This is a genomic window from Rouxiella badensis (assembly GCF_026967515.2).
Lineage (GTDB): Bacteria > Pseudomonadota > Gammaproteobacteria > Enterobacterales > Enterobacteriaceae > Rouxiella > Rouxiella badensis.
On sequence record NZ_CP114062.1, the window covers coordinates 4,343,472 to 4,361,218 of the forward strand.

The 17,747-nt window shown below is 55.7% G+C and carries 16 protein-coding genes; 12 read left to right on the plus strand and 4 right to left on the minus strand.

The window, feature by feature from the left end:
• Positions 1-52: 52 nt before the first annotated feature.
• From O1V65_RS19970 to trpS, 5 genes are all read left to right on the plus strand, one after another.
• Complete coding sequence (locus O1V65_RS19970) at positions 53-1,132, plus strand: SPOR domain-containing protein (protein ID WP_269129969.1); 1,080 nt, start codon at positions 53-55, stop codon at positions 1,130-1,132.
• A gap of 79 nt (positions 1,133-1,211) precedes the next feature.
• Positions 1,212-2,024 (plus strand): adenine-specific DNA-methyltransferase, encoded by an 813-nt coding sequence (dam, locus tag O1V65_RS19975; protein WP_017492332.1) that lies wholly within the window; start codon positions 1,212-1,214, stop codon positions 2,022-2,024.
• 26 nt (positions 2,025-2,050) lie between these two features.
• Entirely contained in the window at positions 2,051-2,740 is a 690-nt protein-coding gene (rpe, locus tag O1V65_RS19980) for a ribulose-phosphate 3-epimerase (RefSeq protein ID WP_017492333.1), read from the plus strand.
• On the plus strand, positions 2,733-3,431 hold the full coding sequence (locus O1V65_RS19985) for a phosphoglycolate phosphatase (RefSeq protein ID WP_017492334.1): 699 nt from the start codon (positions 2,733-2,735) through the stop codon (positions 3,429-3,431). The genes rpe and O1V65_RS19985 overlap by 8 nt, the downstream gene beginning before the upstream one ends.
• Positions 3,432-3,434: 3 nt before the next feature.
• Positions 3,435-4,439 carry a tryptophan--tRNA ligase gene (gene trpS, locus O1V65_RS19990; RefSeq protein ID WP_017492335.1) on the plus strand — a complete coding sequence of 335 codons (1,005 nt, stop codon included), beginning with the start codon at positions 3,435-3,437 and terminating at the stop codon, positions 4,437-4,439.
• A gap of 99 nt (positions 4,440-4,538) precedes the next feature.
• Here the strand turns inward: trpS and cysG are convergent, their stop codons facing one another.
• The 3 genes from cysG to nirB form a co-directional block, all read right to left on the minus strand.
• Positions 4,539-5,939, minus strand: coding sequence for a siroheme synthase CysG (gene cysG, locus O1V65_RS19995; RefSeq protein ID WP_269129970.1), 1,401 nt, complete (start codon positions 5,937-5,939; stop codon positions 4,539-4,541).
• A gap of 72 nt (positions 5,940-6,011) precedes the next feature.
• Positions 6,012-6,344, minus strand: coding sequence for a nitrite reductase small subunit NirD (nirD, locus tag O1V65_RS20000; RefSeq protein ID WP_084912592.1), 333 nt, complete (start codon positions 6,342-6,344; stop codon positions 6,012-6,014).
• The gene (gene nirB / locus O1V65_RS20005) at positions 6,341-8,893 is read right to left on the minus strand and encodes a nitrite reductase large subunit NirB (RefSeq protein ID WP_269130535.1); all 2,553 of its coding nucleotides are present in this window, start codon (positions 8,891-8,893) and stop codon (positions 6,341-6,343) included. Before nirB ends, nirD begins: the two co-directional genes overlap by 4 nt.
• A 217-nt stretch (positions 8,894-9,110) precedes the next feature.
• Between nirB and O1V65_RS20010 the strand changes: the two genes are divergently transcribed.
• The 7 genes from O1V65_RS20010 (at position 9,111) to argD (ending at position 15,617) form a co-directional block, all read left to right on the plus strand.
• Positions 9,111-10,394 (plus strand): cytosine deaminase, encoded by a 1,284-nt coding sequence (locus O1V65_RS20010; RefSeq protein WP_227956060.1) that lies wholly within the window; start codon positions 9,111-9,113, stop codon positions 10,392-10,394.
• A 131-nt stretch (positions 10,395-10,525) separates the two neighbouring features.
• Positions 10,526-11,101 carry a peptidylprolyl isomerase A gene (gene ppiA / locus O1V65_RS20015; RefSeq protein WP_017493605.1) on the plus strand — a complete coding sequence of 192 codons (576 nt, stop codon included), beginning with the start codon at positions 10,526-10,528 and terminating at the stop codon, positions 11,099-11,101.
• 73 nt (positions 11,102-11,174) lie between these two features.
• The gene (locus tag O1V65_RS20020) at positions 11,175-12,701 is read left to right on the plus strand and encodes a helicase HerA-like domain-containing protein (protein ID WP_227953897.1); all 1,527 of its coding nucleotides are present in this window, start codon (positions 11,175-11,177) and stop codon (positions 12,699-12,701) included.
• Positions 12,702-12,836: 135 nt separating this feature from the next.
• Positions 12,837-13,007 (plus strand): YhfG family protein, encoded by a 171-nt coding sequence (locus tag O1V65_RS20025; protein WP_017493603.1) that lies wholly within the window; start codon positions 12,837-12,839, stop codon positions 13,005-13,007.
• Complete coding sequence (locus tag O1V65_RS20030; protein ID WP_165429936.1) at positions 12,997-13,587, plus strand: putative adenosine monophosphate-protein transferase Fic; 591 nt, start codon at positions 12,997-12,999, stop codon at positions 13,585-13,587. Before O1V65_RS20025 ends, O1V65_RS20030 begins: the two co-directional genes overlap by 11 nt.
• A 97-nt stretch (positions 13,588-13,684) precedes the next feature.
• Complete coding sequence (locus tag O1V65_RS20035; protein WP_017493601.1) at positions 13,685-14,260, plus strand: aminodeoxychorismate synthase component II; 576 nt, start codon at positions 13,685-13,687, stop codon at positions 14,258-14,260.
• A gap of 142 nt (positions 14,261-14,402) precedes the next feature.
• Positions 14,403-15,617 (plus strand): bifunctional acetylornithine/succinyldiaminopimelate transaminase, encoded by a 1,215-nt coding sequence (gene argD / locus O1V65_RS20040; protein WP_269129971.1) that lies wholly within the window; start codon positions 14,403-14,405, stop codon positions 15,615-15,617.
• A 37-nt stretch (positions 15,618-15,654) separates the two neighbouring features.
• On the opposite strand, the gene O1V65_RS20045 is transcribed toward argD, so the two are convergent.
• Positions 15,655-17,733 carry a YccS/YhfK family putative transporter gene (locus O1V65_RS20045; protein ID WP_017493599.1) on the minus strand — a complete coding sequence of 693 codons (2,079 nt, stop codon included), beginning with the start codon at positions 17,731-17,733 and terminating at the stop codon, positions 15,655-15,657.
• Positions 17,734-17,747 lie beyond the last annotated feature (14 nt).

The following is a 17,747-nucleotide window of genomic DNA, read 5'->3' on the forward strand; positions in this document are numbered from 1 at the left end:
CCGGCCCTAATCATTGATGAATGGGCCATTTTGACGGGTTGGAGGATTTTAGATGGATGATTTAACACCGGAAGACGATCTTAAGCCAGATACCAGCGACCGCCGACCACAGCGCTCGCGTAAACCGTCTTCACAAGCCCCGAAGCTTGCGGTATCCCGTCAATACTTGATGATTGGCATCGGCATTATCGTGCTGTTGCTACTGATTCTTGGCATTGGTTCTGCACTGAAATCTCCGTCGCAAAACAACGCGGCTGCGCCGTCCAACGGGCCGAAAGACATTAATCTTTCTGGCGCGAACGCTGACGCGAGCACTTCAGGCTCAGCCCCGGCCGCTACGCCGGTGCCGACGCCTAATGACCAAACGCCTGCGGCTTCTGCTCCTTCTGACGCTAACGCGTCTGCGCAGCCGAAGAGTATCGGTTTGCCGCCTATTTCCTCTACGCCGACCCAGGCTCAGCCACAGGCTGACAGTGGTCAGAAAGAGCGTGTGGATCTTCCAGGCGACATCAACGACGCGCTTTCCCAGCAGCAAGGCCAGGTTAACGCCGCCGCTCAAGACGGTATCAACGCGGGCACGCAGTCTCTGACCTCGTTGCCAACCGCGCCGGCTACCGTCAACAGCAGCCTGAAAGGCCGAGCTCCAGCCGTTGCTCCAGCGCCACACGCGGTTCGCCGTGCGTCGGAGAAAACCACGCCAGTCGAGCATCGCGCCGAACGCCACAGCTCGTCGACCAGAACACCGGTTGCCAAAGCGGCAGAGCCAGTGCGTAAACCTGAAATCAGAAAAGAACCCGAACATCATACTGCTGTCAGTGCGCCTGCACATCAGAGCGTTGAGTCGGGCAGTGCGGCGGCGCTGAAGACTGCGCCGGGTAGTCACTTTACCCTGCAGCTTAGCAGCGCATCACAGTCGACCTCTTTGAATAACTTTGCCCGTCAGCAGGGACTTAAAAATTACAGCGTCTATCAGACAGTTCGCGATGGCAAACCTTGGTTTGTTCTGGTGAGCGGTAACTATGCGTCCTCAGCTGATGCAAAACGCGCGATAGCCAGTTTACCTGCCGACGTTCAAGCAAAAAAACCGTGGGTTAAGCCTGTACATCAAGTACAGCAAGACCTTAAAAAATGAATCTGATCTGTACGCGATGTGCTGTCTAAAACAGGGTACAATCCGCGGCTGTGAATTGTATAAGTAGCTAACTGACGGCATGAAGAAGAACCGCGCTTTTTTAAAATGGGCTGGTGGCAAGTATCCGCTGGTTGATGACATCAAACGTTATCTGCCAGCGGGAGATTGTTTGATTGAGCCTTTTGTCGGTGCGGGTTCGGTGTTTTTGAACACCGATTATGACGCCTATATTCTGGCCGATATCAACAACGATTTGATCAACCTGTACAACATCGTTAAAACGCGTCCCGACGAGTTTATCCGCGATGCTCGGGCGCTTTTTACGCCTGAATTCAATCAGTCAGAGCGTTACTATCAGTTAAGAGAAGAGTTTAACGCCAGCGCCGATGTCTATCGTCGTTCTCTGCTTTTTTTATACCTGAACCGCCATTGCTATAATGGGCTTTGCCGCTACAACTTGAGCGGTGCCTTTAATGTGCCTTTCGGTCGGTATAAAAAACCTTATTTCCCTGAGGACGAGCTCGCCTGGTTCTCTGAAAAAGCACAGAATGCACAGTTTGTATGCGAGCATTACCAGCACACTCTGCTGAAGGCGAAGAAAGGGGCTGTGGTGTATTGCGATCCGCCTTACGTGCCGCTTTCGGCGACGGCGAACTTTACGGCGTATCACACCAATAACTTCAATCTGACCGACCAGCAAAATCTGGCCAAACTGGCAGAGAAACTCTTGGCAGAACGCCAGGTGCCGGTGCTGATTTCGAACCACGATACTGCCTTGACCCGCGATTGGTATTCCGCCGCAGCGCTCCACGTGGTGACGGCGAGAAGAACCATCAGCAGCAATATTTTGCAGCGCAGCAAGGTAACCGAGCTATTGGCGTTGTATAGCTAAAGGACTTTTAAACGTAGGAGAAGCAGATGAAAGATTTTTTGATTGCTCCATCCATTCTGTCGGCTGATTTTGCTCGTCTGGGCGAAGACACCGTCAAAGCATTGGAAGCGGGCGGCGACGTGGTGCATTTTGATGTCATGGATAATCACTATGTGCCGAATCTGACCATCGGTCCCAACGTCTGCCAGTCCTTGCACAAGTTTCTGCAGGAAAAGGGGATCAACAAGCCTATCGACGTTCACCTGATGGTGATGCCAGTTGATAGCCTGATCCCGCAGTTTGCTGAAGCCGGGGCCACCTACATTACTTTCCACCCTGAAGCGACTCTGCACGTTGACCGTACGCTACAGCTCATCAAGTCACACGGTTGCAAGGCCGGTCTGGTGTTTACGCCTACGACCCCGCTGAGCTATCTCGACTACGTGATGGATAAACTCGACGTTATCCTGCTGATGTCTATCAATCCGGGCTTTGGCGGTCAAACGTTTATTCCGGCCACGCTCGATAAACTGCGCCAGGTGCGCCAGCGCATCGATGAAAGCGGTTACGATATTCGCCTCGAGATAGACGGCGGCGTCAAAGTTGAAAACATTGGCGAGATTGCTGCTGCAGGTGCGGACATGTTCGTCGCCGGTTCAGCGATTTTTGGCAGCCCGGACTATCGCGGCGTGATAGACAACATGCGCAAAGAACTGGCCAAGGTTTCCAATGACTGAGCCTCTTGCTCCGCTTGGCGTTGCCTTTGACCTTGACGGTACGCTGGTTGACAGCGCACCGGGTTTGGCCGAGGCGGTAGACAGAGCGCTGGCTGACGTTGGCCTGCCAAAGGCGGGCGTCGAGCGTGTTAGCACCTGGATTGGCAACGGTGCCGACATTATGGTCGAGCGTGCCGTTCGCTGGGCCAAGGGAGACCTCAGCCCCGAGTTTTGCCTCAAGGTTCGTGACCAATTCGACCACCACTATGCGCAAACCGCCGCCGGTGGCAGTCGCCTCTATCCTCAGGTCAAGGAAACGCTCGTTGCGCTCGCCGCAGCGGGGCTACCTCTGGGCCTGATAACCAACAAGCCAACGCCGTTTGTTGCGCCCTTACTGGTATCTCTGGGCCTCGATGGCCTGTTCTCGCAGGTATTGGGTGGTGACGACGTGGTGCAGAAAAAACCCCACCCCGCGCCCCTGTACCTGATGCTGGCCAACATGGGCCTGCGCGCCAGCGAGTTGGTATTTGTGGGTGATTCACGCAATGACATTCAGGCGGCGCAGGCTGCGGGCTGTCAGTGTGTGGGTATGACCTACGGTTATAATTACGGTGAAGCCATCGCCTTAAGTAAACCCGACCGGGTGCTTGAACGCTTTGCCGACCTTTTGCCCACCTTCGGGCTACCCTCTTTAAAGGATCAGGAAGCTTAAAAAATGAGTAAACCCATCGTCTTTAGTGGCGCACAACCCTCTGGTGAATTGAGCATTGGTAACTACATGGGTGCTCTGCGTCAATGGGTTAAAATGCAAGATGACTTTGATTGCATTTACTGCATCGTTGACCTGCATGCAATTACTGCTCGTCAGGATCCTGCTCAATTACGTAAAGCCACGCTGGATACGCTGGCGCTGTACCTCGCCTGCGGTATCGATCCTAAGAAGAGCACCATTTTCGTTCAGTCACACGTGCCTGAGCACTCCCAGCTTGGCTGGGCGCTCAACTGCTACACCTATTTCGGTGAGCTGAGTCGTATGACGCAGTTTAAAGACAAATCTGCGCGCTATGCCGAGAACATCAACGCCGGTCTGTTTGACTATCCGGTGCTGATGGCCGCCGACATCCTGCTGTACCAGACTAACCAGGTACCGGTTGGCGAAGATCAGAAGCAGCACCTGGAGCTGAGCCGTGACATCGCGGGTCGTTTCAACGCAATTTATGGCGATATCTTTACCGTTCCTGAGCCGTTGATTCCTAAATCGGGTGCTCGCGTGATGTCTTTGCAGGATCCGACCAAGAAGATGTCCAAGTCGGACGACAACCGCAATAACGTGATTGGCCTGCTGGAAGACACCAAGTCAGTGACTAAGAAGATCAAACGCGCGATGACCGACTCTGAAGAGCCGCCGGTCATTCGTTACGATCAGGCCGCTAAGCCAGGGGTTTCAAACCTGCTGGATATCCTGTCGGGCGTGAACGGCAAGAGCATTGCCGAGCTGGAAGCAGAATTTGAAGGCCAGATGTACGGGCATTTGAAAGGTGCGGTTGCTGAAGCAGTATCCGAGATGTTGGGCGGTCTGCAAGAGCGTTTCCACCAGTATCGTGCTGATGAAGCCTTCCTGCAGCAGGTTCTGCGTGAAGGTGCCGAGAAGGCGCGTGCTCGCGCTCAAGAGACTTTAAAGAAGGTCTATGAGGCAATCGGCTTCGTCCCCGCACTATAAAATCCTTCGTTCTTGACGCTGTCACTGCGTTGGCTGCGTCCGCGCACCCCAGTCACTGACTCTTGTCAGTTCCTGGGGATTTGCCGCCTTGCCGCCTTGTTACAGCGCCAAAGGCTGTGGATTTGCTTCGGCGCTTGAAAACCAGTTCAGCTTTTCTCTCAGCGCGACTACGCCGCCGACGATAATCAGGCTTGGGCTTTTAACTTGCGTTGCGAGTTCACTCAGCTGCGACAGTTCTCCCGTGACCACCTTCTGTGCCGGCGTGGTGCCGTTTTCTATCAGCGCGACCGGCGTATCAACGGCGAGTCCGTGATGGGTTAGCTGATGCTGTATCTCCCCCGCCTGCGAGAGTCCTATATAAAACACCAGCGTTTGCTTACCCTGTGCCAGACAAGGCCAGTCAAGACTGCCGTCTTTTTTGGCGTGGCCGGTAATCAACCGCAGGCTCTGCGCGTGATCGCGATGGGTAAGGGGAATGCCGCTGTAGGCCGAGCATCCTGAGGCTGCGGTAATCCCGGGCACCACGGAGAAACCGATACCGGCCTCGGCCAACACTTCTAGCTCTTCGCCACCGCGCCCAAAAATAAACGGGTCACCGCCTTTCAGACGCACCACTCTTTTACCGCGCTGCGCCTGCTCAACCAGAATCTGATTGATCTGCTCCTGCGGCACGCAGTGGTTGCCTGCCTTTTTACCGACAAAAATACGTTCGGCGTCGCGGCGCACCAGATTTAACACCTCATCGGAGACCAGCCTGTCATAGACCACCACGTCGGCCAACTGCATCTGCTGTAACGCTTTTAGCGTCAGCAGGCTGGCGTCACCCGGTCCTGCACCGACCAGCACCACTTCGCCCTGTTCCTCTATCGGCTGGGCGAAGAGCTGCTCAATAAAGGCCTCGCTTTGCGGGATGTCGTTATTGGCCAAAGACTGCGCTAAACGTTGGTGGTTAAACAGCTTTTCCCACCAGCGGCGACGCGTCATGCCGTCGCTGTAGTGCTGTTTTACCCGTTGGCGCAAACTTCCGGCCAACTCCGCCAGTCGACCGAGATGCAGCGGCAGCGTCGCCTCGAGGCGTTCGCGCATCAGCCGAGCCAGCACCGGCGCATTGCCGCCGGAAGAGACGGCAATCATCAGCGGTGAGCGGTCAATAATCGACGGCATGATAAAACTGGCCTGCTCAGGAGCATCGACGAGATTGCAGAATATCCTTCGCGCCTCGGCCGCCTCGCTGACCTGCATATTCAGCGTATCGGAGTCGGTGGCGGCAATGACCAGCCACTTGTCATCGAGCTGGCTGGCCGCGAATTCTCCCTCGATCTTCTGTAGTTGACCGCTCTCGGCCCAGCGTTCAAACGCGTCGGTAAAATCTAGCGCAACGACGGTGAGCGCCGCACCGGCGTCCAGTAACAGCCGCGCCTTGCGTTCGGCGACATCACCGGCGCCGACCAGCAGGCAGGCGCGTCCCTTGAGCTGACAAAACAACGGGAAATAATCCATGACTCACTCACTTTCTGACAACAACGGCCAACGAGGCCTGATAAACCCCACAAACCTCGATAGTATCAGCAATTAACGCGCAAGATTAACCTGCACGTTGCCGCCGCTTATCTGGACCTCAAAACTCTCGATGTTGAAGGCCTCATCCTCCATGCACAGCCCGTCTCTGAGACGAAAATGTTGCTTTTTCAGCGGGCTGGCGACCCACAGTTCACCCTGATGTTCGCCTATTATTCCACGAGACAGAACGCTAGCCTGCGCGAAGGGGTCGATATTGTTCAAAGCAAAGACGGTGCTCTGTACATCGGGGCGAAACAGCGCAATCTGCCATTCTCCGGCCTGTGCACAGACGCCGCAGCCGGGCGTGATATCTTCGAGTGCGCAAAGCGTTTGCCAGTTTTTCATAGGATGTCCTCCCCGGTTACGACCTGTGTCACCGGGATACGTTCTTCTGGTCGAGCAGGCCGATGCTGGTCGCGTTCGGCAACAAACTGCACCTGAGCGTCGCGTTTGTCGCTGTTGATAAAGTGTCGGAAGCGTCGCTGCGCTGCCGGGTCTTGCAGCGTCTGCTGCCACTCACAGCCGCTGAGTTCGTGCAGGCGCGCAAGCTCGGCTTCGAGCTGCTCAGCGAGCCCCAGGCTGTCGTCGATGATGACCCTGCGCAGGTAGTCGATGCCGCCTTGCAGGTTGTCCATCCAGACCGAGGTGCGCTGGAGTTTGTCGGCGGTGCGGATATAAAACACCATGAATCGGTCGAGGTAGCGCAGCAGGGTGTCGTCATCCAGGTCGGACGCCAGGAGATCCGCGTGGCGAGGTTTCATGCCGCCGTTGCCGCAGACGTAAAGATTCCAGCCCTTTTCGGTGGCAATAATGCCGACGTCTTTCCCCTGCGCTTCGGCGCATTCGCGCGTACAGCCTGAGACGCCAAACTTCATCTTGTGCGGTGTGCGGATGCCCTTGTAGCGATTTTCGAGTGCAATGCCGAATCCTAGGCTGTCGCCTACTCCGAAACGGCACCAGGCGCTGCCGACGCAGGTTTTCGCCATCCGTAGTGCTTTTGCGTAGGCCTGCCCGGTTTCAAAACCGGCGGCGATCAGTTTCGCCCAAATGGCCGGGAGGTCGTCCTTCTGGGCGCCAAACATGCCTATCCTCTGCGAACCGGTGATTTTGGTATACAGACGATATTCTTCGGCAATATCGCCGATAGCCTTCAGACCCAGCGGGGTGATTTCGCCGCCCGGCGAACGCGGGATAATCGAATAAGTGCCGTCTTTTTGCATATTGGCGAGGAACAGGTCATTGGTATCCTGAAGCGGGGCATGCTGAGGGCTGAGGACGTAATCATTCCAGCAGGAGGCGAGCAGCGAACCGACCGTAGGTTTACAGACTTCACAGCCGTAACCCTGCCCATATTTCATCAATAGCTGCTCAAAGCTGCGAATATTTTCTACACGAATCAGGTGGTAGAGTTCCTGGCGGGAGTAGGCAAAGTGTTCACAGAGATGGTGATTTACCTCGACGCCCTGCTGGGCAAGTTCGGCGTTCAGCACCTTTGTTACCAGGGGAATACAGCCACCGCAGCCTGTTCCGGCCTTGGTCTGGGCTTTCACGGCGGAAAGAGTCTGGCAGCCAGCCTGCACGGCGGCGATGATGTCGCCTTTGGTGACGTCAAAGCAGGAGCAGATTTGTGCGCTCTCGGGGAGGGCATCGGTGCCGAGTGCGGTGCTGGCATTGCCGTCCGTGGCCGGGAGGATCAGGCTCTCTGGGTTTTCCGGAAGCGGCAGTTGGTTCAACATCAGTTGCAACAGGTTGCCGTAATCGCTGGTATCACCGACCAAAACCGCGCCGAGCAGCGTGCGGTTGTCTTCACTCACTACCAGGCGTTTATACAACGAGGCCTGTTCGTTGAGATAAACATAGCTGCGAGCACCGAGAGTGCGAGCGTGCGCGTCGCCGATACCGGCCACATCCACGCCCATCAGCTTGAGCTTGGCGCTCATGTCGGCGCCGGTGAAGGCATTATCGCGACCCAGCAGATGGTCGACAGCGACCTGCGCCATCTTGTAACCGGGCGCAACCAGCCCGAAGACGCGCTGGTTCCAGGCAGCACATTCCCCGACGGCATAAATGTCGGCATCGCTGGTCTGACACTGATCGTTAATCGCGATACCGCCGCGTGGCGCGAGCGTCAGACCAGACTGGCGGGCCAGCGCGTCCTGCGGGCGAATACCGGTCGAGAAGACGATAAAATCCACCTCGAGCGCGCTGCCGTCGGCAAACTTCATGGTTTTGCGGGCTGTTTCGCCCTGCTGGATAATTTCCTGCGTATTTTTGGCGGTGTGAACCTGAACGCCCATGCTCTCGATTTTCTGACGCAGCTGGTTGCCGCCCATCGCGTCGAGCTGTTCGCACATCAGTCCCGGCGCAAATTCCACCACGTGGGTCTCAACCCCGAGGTTCATCAAGGCTCCGGCTGCCTCTAAACCCAGCAGGCCGCCGCCGACGACTGCACCGCGTTTACTGCGTTTTGCGCAGCGCGCTATGGCGTCTAAATCTTCCAGCGTGCGGTACACAAAGCAGTCTTCGCCGTCGGATCCGACAATGGCAGGCACCCAGGGATAAGAGCCTGTTGCGAGGATAAGCTTGTCGTAATCAATGCGTTGTCCGCTGCTTGAGAGGATGAATTTCTCCTCGCGGTTCAGCGTGACGGCACGTTCACCGACCCGTACATTGACGTTGTGCTCGGCATAGTAATTTTCTTCGACCAGTGAGAGCTGTTCGGCGCTGTGGTGTAAAAAATAGGAGGAGAGATGCACGCGATCGTAGGCTACGCGAGGCTCTTCACAGAAAACGGTGATGTCGAACTGGCCCGGCTCTGCTTTATTTATAATATCTTCAATACAGCGGTGGCCTACCATGCCGTTGCCAATTATCGCGAGTCTGACGTTGCGCATTTTTACCTCAAAATTGATTTCATTGCGCGTAACATAATCCCCTGCGAAGGTAAGGTTTTGATGCAAGTCAACCGTCCTCGTTTTCTACCCACGAGGGAGTAGGTGAAAACGATTGTTTATTTAACATACGATAATTGTCGCTTTTTCCCCGCCAGCGGCGGCATCGGCTATTGTTTGAAGTAAGCTAAAAAAAATTGATGCAAATAGAGAGGTAAAGGTGACGCAAAGCAGCCTGCGGGCCATAAAAAATGTACGCATGCCTGATTGTGAAGGGCTGTGGCAGATTGATATCGAACAGGGAAAAATTCGCCAGATTACGGCTCAGCCGCAGAATGAGGAACAGGGCGACGAGGTGCTCGATGCACAGGGCGGGTTGGCGCTGCCGCCGTTTATTGAGCCACACATCCACCTTGATACCACGCAGACGGCCGGTGAGCCCTCATGGAATCTCTCCGGCACGCTGTTCGAGGGGATTGAGCGTTGGGCGGAGCGCAAGGCGCTGCTGACCCACGAAGACGTTAAACAGCGCGCCTGGATCACCCTGAAATGGCAAATTGCCAACGGTATTCAGCACGTGCGTACCCACGTTGATGTCTCGGACCCGACCCTGACCGCGCTAAAGGCGATGCTTGAGGTCAGGCAAGAGGTCGCACCCTGGATCGATTTGCAGATTGTCGCCTTCCCACAGGAAGGCATTATGTCCTATCCGAACGGTGAGGCGCTGCTCGAGGAGGCGCTGAAACTGGGGGCGGACGTGGTCGGTGCTATTCCGCATTTTGAATTTACCCGCGAATACGGCGTCGAGTCGCTGCATAAAACCTTCGCGCTGGCGAAAAAATACCACCGGCTGATTGATGTTCACTGTGACGAAATCGACGATGAACAATCGCGTTTCGTTGAAACGGTTGCGGCGCTGGCGCATCGTGAAGGCATGGGGGCGCGGGTGACGGCGAGCCATACGACGGCCATGCACTCCTACAACGGCGCCTATACCTCGCGGCTATTTCGCCTGCTCAAGCTCTCGGGCATCAACTTTGTTGCCAATCCGCTGGTGAATATTCATCTGCAGGGTCGTTTCGACACCTATCCAAAACGCCGGGGCATTACCCGAGTGAAAGAGATGCTGGAGGCGGGGATTAACGTCTGCTTTGGTCACGATGACGTGTTTGACCCATGGTATCCGATGGGCACCGGCAATATGCTTCAGGTACTGCAAATGGGGCTGCACGTGTGTCAGTTGATGGGCTATGAACAGATTAACGATGGCCTCAAGCTGATCACCACCTACAGCGCCAGAACCCTGAATTTGCAGGACTACGGCATCAAGAGCGGTCACGCCGCTAATCTGATTATTCTGCCTGCCGACAGTGGATTTGATGCGATTCGACGTCAGGTGCCGGTGCGCTATTCTGTACGTCATGGCCGCATTATTGCCGAGACCCAACCGGCCGAATCGGTCATTCATCTGGAGAAGAGTGAACCCGTTGATTTCACTCGTTGATTTTAGGGATAAACGCCACAGCGCGGCGATCGCGCATATTGCGTAAATAACGGTAAAGGGCTGGCGCTACGGGGTTAGGCTCTTTAGAATCAATGCGTTTTGTGGCTTGCCTATTGGAGAAAGGAACCGTCATGTTTAAACGTACTTTAGTGACCTTCACAGCTTTGCTTTCCCTCACTGCGATGGCCCCTGCGGCATTCGCAGCCAAGTCTGCGGATACCCACGTCATGCTGACCACGTCGGCGGGTAATATCGAACTGGAACTCGATAACGCGAAGGCACCGGTTTCCGTTAAGAATTTTGTTGATTACGTGCAGAGTGGTTTCTACAACAATACCATTTTCCATCGCGTGATCCCTGGCTTCATGATTCAGGGCGGAGGTTTTACCGCCAACATGCAGCAGAAAAGCACTAATGCGCCGATCAAAAATGAGGCGGACAACGGACTGCGCAATCTGCGCGGCACGATTTCAATGGCCCGCACCTCGGATCCTAATAGCGCCACCAGTCAGTTCTTCCTGAACGTTGCCGATAACGCCTTCCTGGATCACGGCCAGACTGATTTCGGCTATGCTGTATTCGGTAAAGTTATCAAAGGTATGGACGTTGTAGACAAGATCTCTTCGGTGAAAACCGATAATGTGGGACCTTACCAGAACGTGCCAAGCACCCCGATCGTTATCCTTTCAGCTAAGGTTGTGCCATAACGGTCGCCAAGCGCTGAAAATAGCCTGATTCAGGCTGCTCGTCGTCTCTGGGGCAGCCGTGCAAGGAGAAAAGATGAGTGAACCCCGTGTGATTGCAAAAGCAATGCGCGCCGGAAAACCGGCTCAGAACCTGACTATTCTTCCTGCACTGGCTAACCGCCACGGCCTGATTACCGGTGCAACGGGCACCGGTAAGACGGTCACGCTACAAAAAATGGCCGAACAGTTTTCTCGCATTGGTGTGCCGGTATTCCTGGCTGATGTGAAAGGGGACCTATCGGGGATGGGGACCGAGGGGGTTGCCTCCGAGAAACTGAATGCCCGTCTGGCGGCGATTGACGTCACCGACTGGCAACCCACCGCCTGCACCCTTATTCCGTGGGATATCTTCGGCGAAAAGGGTCACCCGATCCGCGCCACGCTTTCCGACCTGGGCCCACTGCTGTTGGGGCGTCTGCTCAGTCTCAACGATGTTCAAAACGGCGTGCTGCAATTAGTGTTCAAGATTGCCGACGAAAATGGCCTGCTGCTGCTCGACATGAAAGACCTGCGCGCCATGCTGCAGTTTGTCGGCGATAACGCGAAGCAGTTCCAGACCCAGTATGGCAATATCTCACCCGCTTCGATCGGCGCTATTCAGCGTGGGCTGCTGGCGCTCGAGGGGCAGGGCGCGAACCCGTTCTTCGGCGAGCCGATGCTCGACATCAACGACTTAATGAAAACCGACGCCAACGGACAGGGGATTATCAACCTGCTGGCGGCGGACAAGCTTATTAATCAGCCCAAACTCTATTCGGTGTTCCTGCTGTGGCTGCTGGCAGAACTGTTCGAGCATCTGCCCGAGGTGGGCGATCTCGAGCAGCCAAAGCTGGTGTTTTTCTTTGACGAAGCCCACTTGCTGTTTAACGACGCGCCGGCGGCGCTGCTGACCAAGATTGAACAGGTGGTCAGGCTTATCCGCTCCAAGGGGGTAGGCATCTATTTCGTGACGCAAAACCCGCTGGATATCCCGGATTCGGTGCTGGGCCAGTTGGGCAACCGCGTTCAACACGCGCTGCGCGCCTTTACGCCACGGGACCAGAAAGCGGTCCGTGCTGCGGCGCAGACGCTGCGTGCGAATCCTGAATTTAACGTTGAAACCGCCATTACCGAACTTGGCGTCGGCGAAGCGCTGGTCTCCTTCCTCGATGAGAAAGGACGCCCCGAGATAGTCGAACGCGCGATGGTGATTGCTCCCGAGTCAAAGATGGGGCCGCTGGGCGCTGAAGGCCTGAACAAGGCCATCAATCAGTCGCCGCTTTACGGACGCTATGAAGATGCGATAGACCGCGAATCGGCCTATGAGAAACTTTCCGTGCAGGGGTTTAACACCGTCGGTAAAGCCGCGGGCGAAGTTGAGACCCCCCATCCGCAGGGCGAGAAATCGGCCGGTGGCGGGTTGATGGCTGGACTTAACGAACTGTTGTTTGGAACAACCGGTCCGCGCGGCGGTAAGCACGACGGCATTGTGCAGACTGCCGCCAAGAGCATGGCACGCGACCTGGGCCGCGAAATTTTACGCGGCGTGCTGGGGTCCATTACCGGCAGCAGAAAGCGCTAATCAACAGGCCTGGCTCTTAACCTGCTCGCCGTCCCGCGGGATATTGCCCTCTGCATCGCGGCGGCCACCGGCTCAAAAATCATTCTCGACGTCTATACTTAACATCCACTGTGTTCAGTCAACGGAGGAGCAGGTATGGCGACAAAAATGACGGACAAGCAGAAAGAGCAATTCTATCGCAAGCGCAGGAACCTCAATTTTCAAAGCAGCGCGGCGCTGGATGATCTCGACACGAAACTTGTCGAGCTGACTGATGAGCAAGTCCTTGAACGGCTTGCTGCGTTGAGGAGGCATTATGAGCGATAAAGTGATTTCAGGGGCAGACCCTTATCTTTACCCTGGCCTCAACGTGCTGAAGAACCGTCTCGAAATCCGTGAATCTCATCGGCTGCATCAGGCAGAGCTGGAGTTGACCCCACTGCGGGCCGCCACTATCGAGCTTGGGCAACCTAATATGGGGCTGCCGCATCTGTGCGCCATTCACTACACCTTGTTTCAGGACTTGTTTGACTGGGCGGGAAAGCTGCGTGAGGTAGATATCCTTAAGGATGATACGCCGTTTTGTCATTTCGCCTATATCGAGCGGGAAGGCAATAACCTGATGCAGGCGCTGGAAAACGAAGAGTATCTGCGTGGCCTGCCCGATGATGAACTCTATCAACGGCTGGCGCACTATTATTCCGAAATCAATTTGCTCCATCCTTTCCGCTACGGCAGCGGGCGCGCGCAGCGCATTTTCTTCGAACAGCTGCTGACCCACGCAGGCTATGACATTCAATGGAACAAGGTCAGCCATGAGGCGTGGATTGAGGCCAACAAAGCCGCTGCCTTTGGCGATGAGCAGCCGTTATCTAATGTTTTTAAAACACTGATCAGCGACGCCTAAACGCAGTCGAGCCCGGCAGGAAAAATCTGCGGGCCGTCGCCGAAAAATAGGTAGAATGGCCCGGCAAAATCTCAAGACTTCTTTAAGCCGGAAAACCATGCTGCTGATTATCGATAACTATGACTCCTTCACTTATAACCTTTACCAGTATTTCTGCGAGCTCGGTGCCGAAGTGCTGGTAAAGCGTAACGATGAACTGCAGCTTGGCGACATCACTCGGCTTAACCCTTCGCATCTGGTTATCTCACCCGGCCCCTGCACGCCAAACGAGGCAGGCATCTCGCTGAGCGCCATCGCTCATTTTGCCGACTCAATGCCGATTTTGGGCGTCTGTCTTGGACATCAGGCGATGGCGCAGAGCTTCGGAGCTCAAGTCGTGCGCGCTCGTCAGGTGATGCACGGAAAGACCTCGCTGATTGAGCATACCGGCACGGGAGTCTTTGCTGGCCTGAATCATCCGTTGACGGTCACCCGTTATCATTCGCTGGTGGTGAAACCAGACACCTTGCCCGCGTGTTTTTCACTGACTGCCTGGACCGGCAGCGCCGCGTGCCCGGACGAGATTATGGGCATCGCGCATTGTGAATTGCCGCTGCATGGCGTGCAGTTCCATCCTGAAAGCATTCTCAGCGAACAAGGTCATCAGCTGCTCGATAATTTCCTTAAAATTTAGAGCATTAAAAATTACTTACAGCAGAACCGCGATTAACGTTTGCCTGTGAGTGATTTTTTATGCATATTTTGTGATTATATTTTCACATTCATTTCGAGTGTGATCCCCTGACAGTAGCGGCAGCGCAAAGGAGAGTAGGGCAATGACAGAAAAAGCAGCGGTAGGGCGTGATGCATTTGATCGGGTTATTTTGCCGGTTTATTCACCAGCCAAGTTTATTCCAGTCAAAGGTAAAGGCAGTCGCGTATGGGACCAGCAGGGTACCGAGTATGTCGATTTCGCCGGGGGTATCGCGGTCACTGCGCTGGGCCATTGCCATCCCGCGCTGGTTGAGGCGCTGCACAAGCAGGGCGAAAAGCTCTGGCATGTGAGCAACGTCTTCACCAATGAGCCTGCGCTGCGTCTGGCGCAGAAGCTGATTGACGCTACTTTTGCCGATCGCGTGTTCTTTGCCAACTCCGGCGCAGAAGCCAATGAAGCGGCATTCAAGCTGGCGCGCTACTACTCTTCTGCCAAGCACAGCCCGTATAAAAGCAAAATCATCGCCTTCCATAACGGGTTCCATGGCCGCACGCTGTTTACCGTATCCGTTGGGGGACAGCCTAAATATTCCGACGGTTTCGGCCCTAAACCTGCCGATATCGTCCACGTGCCGTTCAACGATCTGGATGCGGTGAAGGCTGTTATCGACGATCACACCTGTGCCATCGTGGTGGAGCCGATTCAGGGTGAGGGCGGCGTCACGCCAGCCACGCAGGCGTTCCTGCAGGGGCTACGCGAGCTGTGCGATGCCAACAAGGCACTGCTGGTGTTCGATGAGGTACAGAGCGGCATGGGCCGTAGCGGCAAGCTGTTCAGCTACATGCACTACGGCGTCACTCCAGACATTCTGACCACCGCTAAGGCACTGGGCGGCGGCTTCCCGGTGAGTGCGATGATCACCACCGAAGAAGTGGCCTCGGTGATGGCACCGGGCAAACACGGTACCACCTACGGCGGTAACCCGCTGGCCTGCGCCGTTGCTGAAGCTGCGCTGGACGTGATTAACACCCCTGAAGTGCTGGCTGGTATTGAAGAGCGCCGCAACGCCTTTATCCAGGCGCTGGAAGCGATTAACGCCAAATACCACGTCTTCAGCGAGTTCCGTGGTCAGGGCCTGCTGATCGGTGCCGAACTGGCGGATAAATACAAAAACCGTGCGGGAGAATTCCTGACGGCTTCGGCAGAGTTTGGCCTGATGATGCTGGTGGCGGGGACCAACGTGCTGCGTTTCGCACCGTCATTGGTTATCGACTTCGCCGACATCAGCGAAGGCATGGCGCGCTTCGAAAAAGCGGTTAAGAAAATCGTCGGCTAATCAATACTCTCCTTTCCTCCTCTACCGGAGGAAAGGATCACTCCTTCACTCTTCGCGTTAACCAAATTCCGTGATGTGGCCTTTGCTTCCAGGCAAGGGACGAGATGGTGTGCATGGCGCTAAGGTGTGCCAGCATACGGCGCAAATGACGCTCCATTTCGGTAATCGGCATGTCAGGATGCTGATCTGGGGCATTGAAAAGCGATTTCTCACTGCTCGGCCCGTCATAGGTCAGGCGCTGCTGGCAACTTTGCAACGCAATCTCGCAGGTCTGCAAATACTCCATCGCCAGTTTGGGCGTCAGCATATAGTGCTCGCGCGCCAGAATTGTCATGCCATTAATGTGGTCTACCAGAAACTGACTGTGCGTGACCCACAGCCGCATATCGGTCAGATAGTGCGAATTAAAGCCGGGTTCCTGCATTGCCTGATTCAACGAGGTAAACAGTTGATTGTGCGCCTGATTGACCTTCATGCGCGCATAGGCCAGTTCGGCCGGGTCAGGATCCTCGTGCAATACCAGCCGGATAGCCTGCTGGTCTGCCTCCAGCGCCTGATAGGCATTGGTGCGCAGCAAACCACTTTGCCACTGCGGCCATAGCCAGATAGTGCCGCCAAACGCCAGCGCACAGCCAATTAGCGTGTCCAGCAGCCTCGGCAGCAGAAAGTTGGCCCCGTTTAGCCCCAGTATTTGCAAGGTATAGACGGCGGTTACCGTGAGGCCAATCATTCCCAGTCCGTAGTTTTTTCGCAGTACGGTGTAGGAAATCAGCGTAATCATCAGCATGAAAAACAGCGTGAGATTTTGCGGCAGCGCGAGCTGAAGCAACCCGGCTGCGGCGATAAGGCCCGCCAGCGTGCCCAACGCACGGTGCTGAATACGCACGCGGGTGGCGTTATAGCCGTTCTGGCTGACCAGCAGGGTAGTCAGCAGGATCCAATAAGGTTTAGGCAGATTAAAGAACATGCCGAGGCTGCTGCCAAGCGCCAAAATTACGCCGAGCCGTGCGGCATTGCGCAGGGCGGCGGACTTGACGGAAAGATAGCCTTTCAGCGCGGGCCAGAAGGGCAGACGATGCTGCGTTTGCATCAGGTCGCGGCGATACAGCGGACGCTGGGTGCGCAGCAGTCGGGCGATGCGGCTGAAATGGTAGTAGCAAAACTGCCCGACGGGATTGTCACGATAGCGAGAGGCTATTTTTTCCAGCGCGGCCAGCTCGTTGGCCATTGTGAACCGCTCCGAGCGCCGATGGTAGAGGATGTCGCTCGCGATAACGCGCAGCCGTGCGGCAATGACCTGCGCATTGCGGCGGATAACCGCCTCGGCGTGGCTTTCCTCAACCAGCTTTTGCACTTCTGCGGGCAGGTGCAGGCTTACGGTGATGTGCTCCTGCAGGTCGAGCGCCACCTGAAAACTGCGCAGCAGCCTTTTATGATGCTGATGATTGCCCGTCGGCAGCATGTGCAGTTGCTGATAGAGGGTGGCAATCAGGTCAATGACCTGCTGTTGTCGTTTCAACAGCGGCGGCAGCGCGGTTTCGGGGTCGGTGTGCTGGGTGAGCAGGCTGTATTTTGCTTCGAAATAATCGGCGAGTTCGACGTAGAGCTGGCTCAGCGTCTCGCGCATCGGCTGCTCTTCGGAGAGCCGAAACCAAAACCAGTTGAACAGCCCATACCAGGCGGTACCTACGACAAACAGCAGCGGAGCGTGCCAGATGGGCACCACACCGGCCATACTGAGGGTAAAGATGCTGGCGACCAGCGCGCCGGGCAGCAGGCGGCCGTGCAGCGGGCTGATTTCACCCGTGACGCCCAGTACCAGCGTCAGGCCAAGCATGATGAGCGGCAGCGGGACATGCCAGTTAATCAGCATCAGCTGGAGAAGAATACTGCTCAAGGCAAACAGCGAACCGCCGATAACCAGACGTTTGAAGAAGCGCTTATGCGGCGTATCGAGACCGGAGATATTGCAGCAGGCGGGGACCAGCGCAAACAGCATCCCGAGCTTCAGCTGACCAAACAGCATGGCAAAACCAATAGGCAGGCAGAGGACCAGCGTCTGTCTCAGCGCGTAGTTAACCTCGGGGTGGTAGAAGATTCGTCGCCAAAGCGTCATTAATTTTGTGTAAC

Bases quoted from the DNA above. Each gene is read 5' to 3' on its own strand.
- O1V65_RS19970 (WP_269129969.1), top strand. From the start codon at position 53: ATGGATGATTTAACACCGGAAGACGATCTTAAGCCAGATACCAGCGAC.
- dam (WP_017492332.1), top strand. From the start codon at position 1,212: ATGAAGAAGAACCGCGCTTTTTTAAAATGGGCTGGTGGCAAGTATCCG.
- rpe (WP_017492333.1), top strand. From the start codon at position 2,051: ATGAAAGATTTTTTGATTGCTCCATCCATTCTGTCGGCTGATTTTGCT.
- O1V65_RS19985 (WP_017492334.1), top strand. From the start codon at position 2,733: ATGACTGAGCCTCTTGCTCCGCTTGGCGTTGCCTTTGACCTTGACGGT.
- trpS (WP_017492335.1), top strand. From the start codon at position 3,435: ATGAGTAAACCCATCGTCTTTAGTGGCGCACAACCCTCTGGTGAATTG.
- cysG (WP_269129970.1), bottom strand. From the start codon at position 5,939: ATGGATTATTTCCCGTTGTTTTGTCAGCTCAAGGGACGCGCCTGCCTG.
- nirD (WP_084912592.1), bottom strand. From the start codon at position 6,344: ATGAAAAACTGGCAAACGCTTTGCGCACTCGAAGATATCACGCCCGGC.
- nirB (WP_269130535.1), bottom strand. From the start codon at position 8,893: ATGCGCAACGTCAGACTCGCGATAATTGGCAACGGCATGGTAGGCCAC.
- ppiA (WP_017493605.1), top strand. From the start codon at position 10,526: ATGTTTAAACGTACTTTAGTGACCTTCACAGCTTTGCTTTCCCTCACT.
- O1V65_RS20020 (WP_227953897.1), top strand. From the start codon at position 11,175: ATGAGTGAACCCCGTGTGATTGCAAAAGCAATGCGCGCCGGAAAACCG.
- O1V65_RS20025 (WP_017493603.1), top strand. From the start codon at position 12,837: ATGGCGACAAAAATGACGGACAAGCAGAAAGAGCAATTCTATCGCAAG.
- O1V65_RS20030 (WP_165429936.1), top strand. From the start codon at position 12,997: ATGAGCGATAAAGTGATTTCAGGGGCAGACCCTTATCTTTACCCTGGC.
- O1V65_RS20035 (WP_017493601.1), top strand. From the start codon at position 13,685: ATGCTGCTGATTATCGATAACTATGACTCCTTCACTTATAACCTTTAC.
- argD (WP_269129971.1), top strand. From the start codon at position 14,403: ATGACAGAAAAAGCAGCGGTAGGGCGTGATGCATTTGATCGGGTTATT.
- O1V65_RS20045 (WP_017493599.1), bottom strand. From the start codon at position 17,733: ATGACGCTTTGGCGACGAATCTTCTACCACCCCGAGGTTAACTACGCG.